The organism is Bradyrhizobium sp. 23, from assembly GCF_023073295.1.
Classification (GTDB): domain Bacteria; phylum Pseudomonadota; class Alphaproteobacteria; order Rhizobiales; family Xanthobacteraceae; genus Bradyrhizobium; species Bradyrhizobium canariense_D.
In genome coordinates, this window is record NZ_JADPJF010000009.1 from 24149 (window position 1) to 28213 (window position 4065).

The window sequence follows — 4065 nt, forward strand, 5'->3', positions numbered from 1 at the left end:
CGACGACCACCGGCGCATCTTCGACGCGATCATCGCGCGCGACCCTGAGCGAGCAGATGCGACGCTGCGCAAGCATTTTGCCATCGGGGACGAATACCGCAGGCGGGCCGTCGTCGGCGATACCGACAAGACCAGCGCCTCACGCTGATCGCGGACTAACCAAGAAACGGACGAATAACATGGGACGGAACGACAAGGGCAGCGTCGGCTTCATCGGCGTCGGCACGATGGGCGTGGAGATGGTGCGCAACCTTCTGAAGGCGGGGCACGCGGTGCACGCGTTCGATCTCAACGAGGCCGCCGTAGCCGATATCGTCAAGGAAGGTGCGATCCGGGCCAAGAACCCGGCCGATGCGGCGCAAGGCGCAGACATCGTCGTCACCATGCTGCCCGATACGCCCCATGTCGAGGCGACTGTTTACGGCGAGCATGGGCTGCTGAAGTCGCCGCCACCCGGCAAGCTGATCGTCGACATGAGCACGATCTCGCCGGTTGCGGTCCGCCGCATCCATGCCGACCTGCAAAAAATTGGCGTCAGCTTCATCGACGCGCCGGTCTCGGGTGGCCCGGTGGGCGCCAAGAACGCCGCCCTCTCGATTATGGCCGGCGGCGATGCGAGCGCCTTCACCCAGGCCGAGCCGTTCTTCCGCGCGATGGGCACCACCATCACGCATGTCGGCGCGTCCGGTGCCGGCCAGACCGTCAAGCTCTGCAACCAGCTGATCTGTGGCATCAACATCCAAGCCATCTGCGAGGCCCTCGCGCTCGGGCGCGCTTCCGGCCTCGATCTCAATCTGCTGCGCCGGGTGCTGCTCGGAGGCTCCGCTGCCTCCTGGATGCTCGACAAGCTCGGCCCCGCGATGATCGCCGGTGATGTCTCCGCCGGCTTCCGGATCGATCTGCAGCTGAAGGACCTCCGCCTGGTGCAGGAGCACGCGCAGGCGCTAAGCGTGCCGTTGCCGGGCACGGCGCTCGTCACCAGCCAATATGTGGACGCGCGCGCGCATGGCGAAGGCAACAATGGCAACCAGGCGCTTTTCCGCGTCTATGACCGCATGACGAACCAGACCACCGGGTGACCCGACACAATGAGCATCCAACTCGACTTCCCCGCAGTGCTGGAGCGTTGGCCGAGCTTTCTCGCCGGCGCCGCGCTGACGCTGGAGTTGGCGGTTTTTGCGACCGTGCTCGGCGCCCTGTTCGGCACGCTTACAGCCGTCGGCCGCGGCTCGCATAGCGCGCTGATCGCCGGCGCCTGCAAGGTCTACGTCGAATCAATCCGCAACACGCCCCTGCTGGTGCAGATCTTCCTGGTCTATTTCGGCCTCGCGAGCCTGGGACTGAAACTCTCGGCGTTCACCGTGGCGGTGGCCGCGCTGACCATCAATGTCGGCGCCTATACCGCCGAGATCATGCGCGCCGGCTTCGAGGCGATCCCGCGCGGACAGATCGAGGCCGCCGAAGGGCTGGCGCTGTCACGCCTGCAGATCTACTGGCACATCATCCTGCTGCCGGCGATCGAGAAGGTCTATCCGGCGCTGACCAGCCAATTCGTGCTGTTGATGCTGGCCTCCTCGGTCTGCTCGCAGATCTCGGCCGAAGAGCTCACCGCGGTCGCCAACTACATCCAGTCGGACACGTATCGCGCGTTCGAGACCTACATCATCGTCGCCGTGCTCTACATCATCCTGTCGCTGGTGATGCGCGCGGGCTTCTGGGGCCTCGGCCTCGTGCTGTTCCCGCGCCGTCGCCGGCTCGGCACACCGTTGTGAGATGACCATGGGCGGACATCTCAACATCAACCATCTGATGTTCCTCGGCCAGGGCGCGCTGTGGACCATTGGTCTATCGGTGATCGCGCTGATCGGCGGCGGCATCGTCGGCTTCGCGATCGCGCTGGCGCGAATCTCGCCGCTCAAATCGGTGCGGATCGTCAGTGCCATCTATGTCCAGCTCATCCAAGGCACACCGCTGCTGGTCATCCTCTTCCTCGGCTATTTCGGCCTCGCTGCAATCGGGCTCAAGGTCTCCTCGCTCACGGCCGCCGGCGCCTCGCTGACGCTCTATGTCGCCGCTTATCTCGGCGAGATCTGGCGTGGCTGCATCCAGTCCGTGCCGAAGCCGCAATGGGAGGCTGCCGAAGGCCTGGCGCTGAGCCGGACCCAGCGCATGATGAAGGTGATCCTGCCGCAGGCGATCCGCATCGCGACGCCGCCTACCGTCGGCTTCATGGTCCAGATCATCAAGAACACCTCGCTCGCTTCCGTCGTCGGCTTCGTCGAGCTGATGCGCTCGGGCCAGATCGTCAACAACTCGCTTTTCGAGCCGTTCGTCATCTACGCCATCATCGCGGTCGCCTATTTCGCCATGTGCTATCCCCTGTCGTTGTTCAGTCAGAAGCTGGAACGTCGCATGGGGCGTGGCAAGTTTCACCTTGCACCGGCCTGAAGATGCAGCAGAACGCCTCCTCCTCCGAACCGATTGTGTCGCTCCGCGACGTGCAAAAGAGCTTTGGCTCGCTGCGGGTGCTCGATGGTGTCAGTTTTGCCGTCGAGCGCGGCGAGGTGCTGGCGCTGATCGGCCGCTCCGGCTCCGGCAAGAGCACGGCGCTGCGCTGCATCGACCGCTTCGAGAAGGTCGACGGGGGCGAGATCGTCGTCTGCGGACATCGGGTCCATCGTCCCGACGTCGACCTTCGCGCGCTGCGCCAGGACGTCGGAATCGTGTTCCAGAGCTACAATTTGTTTCCGCATCTCACGATCGAGCAGAACATCACGCTGGCGCCCTCTGCCGTGAAGGGCATGACAGCGTCGCAGGCCAAAGACCTTGCGCGAAAAGTGCTGGCGCAGGTCGGGCTCGAGGAGAAGCTTCACGCCTACCCGGAGCAGCTTTCCGGCGGCCAGCAGCAGCGCGCCGCAATCGCCCGCTCGCTCGCCATGCAGCCGAAAGTGATGCTGTTCGACGAGGTCACATCCGCGCTCGATCCGGAACTCACCGGCGAAGTGCTGAAGGTGATCGAGCAGCTGGCGGCTGATGGCATGACCATGGTGATGGTCACCCACGAGATGGGCTTTGCCAAAGGCATCGCCGACCGGATCGTCTTCATGCATCGCGGCAAGGTTCACGAAACCGGACCTGCCTCGATCCTGACGTCGCCGACGACCCCCGAACTCACGCAATTCGTGGGCACGGGAAACTTAAAATCATAATAGGGAGGAACTAGGGATGACCAACAAGACATTGCTGGGAGCTGCCGCCGCACTGTGTGGCCTCGTCATGATGGCGGCGACGCCGGCGTCGGCCGACTTGCTCGACGATATCACGCAGGCCAAGAAGATCCGCATCTCGACCGACCTCGCCATCCCGCCTTCGGGCATGATGGACTCGAGCATGAAGCCGACCGGCTCCGACGTCGAAGTCGCGCAGCTGCTCGCCAAGGACTGGGGGCTCGAGCTCGAGTTCATCCAGACCACCGGGGCAACTCGTATCCCGAACGTCCTGACCGGCAAGGCCGACATCATCATTTCGACGCTGTCTGTGACGCCCGATCGCGCCAAGGTGATCGATTTCACCAAGCGTTATGCGACGCTGCAATCCGATGTCGGCTGCCTGAAATCATCGACGGTCAAGGACTGGCCCGACCTCAAGGACAAGTCGATCGGCGTCTCGCGCGGCACCACGCAGGACACGACCCTGTCCAACATGAAGGACAAGGACCTGAAGATCTCTCGGTACGATGACGACGCCACCATGGTGACGGCGGCCGTGTCCGGTCAGGTCGACTGTGTCGCCTCGTCCGCGACCATCATCAACCAGATCGGAGTGAAAAACCCCTCGCGCGTGTTCGAGTCCCGGATTCCGCTGGCGACCTTCGACCTCGCCATCGGACTGAAGAAGGGTGAGCAGCGCCTAATGGACAAGCTCAACGGCTGGATCACCGAAAACGTCAAGAACGGCAAGCTCAATGCGATCTACAAGAAGTTCCACGGCGTCGAGCTGCCGCCGGATATGCGTAGTTAAGACCAGAAACAATCGTGGCAGCCGCGCGCGGCTGCCACGACCCAT

General features: G+C 63.5%; 6 protein-coding genes. All 6 read left to right on the forward strand.

The annotated features are described in order from the left end of the window. A partial coding sequence (locus IVB32_RS01205; protein WP_247409611.1) for an FCD domain-containing protein occupies nucleotides 1-148 on the forward strand: 148 nt, incomplete at its 5' end. 31 nt (nucleotides 149-179) lie between these two features. Beyond that, complete coding sequence (locus IVB32_RS01210; RefSeq protein WP_247395284.1) at nucleotides 180-1079, forward strand: NAD(P)-dependent oxidoreductase; 900 nt, start codon at nucleotides 180-182, stop codon at nucleotides 1077-1079. Between the two features lie 9 nt (nucleotides 1080-1088). Further along, a complete protein-coding gene (locus tag IVB32_RS01215; protein ID WP_247395283.1) occupies nucleotides 1089-1772 on the forward strand; it encodes an amino acid ABC transporter permease in 684 nt (227 codons plus the stop codon). A gap of 7 nt (nucleotides 1773-1779) precedes the next feature. Beyond that, on the forward strand, nucleotides 1780-2448 hold the full coding sequence (locus IVB32_RS01220; protein ID WP_247395282.1) for an amino acid ABC transporter permease: 669 nt from the start codon (nucleotides 1780-1782) through the stop codon (nucleotides 2446-2448). 2 nt (nucleotides 2449-2450) lie between these two features. Next, nucleotides 2451-3209: an amino acid ABC transporter ATP-binding protein gene (locus IVB32_RS01225; RefSeq protein ID WP_247395281.1), complete on the forward strand. Its 759-nt coding sequence runs from the start codon at nucleotides 2451-2453 to the stop codon at nucleotides 3207-3209. A 16-nt stretch (nucleotides 3210-3225) separates the two neighbouring features. Continuing rightward, complete coding sequence (locus tag IVB32_RS01230; protein WP_247395280.1) at nucleotides 3226-4020, forward strand: transporter substrate-binding domain-containing protein; 795 nt, start codon at nucleotides 3226-3228, stop codon at nucleotides 4018-4020. Nucleotides 4021-4065: the final 45 nt, after the last annotated feature.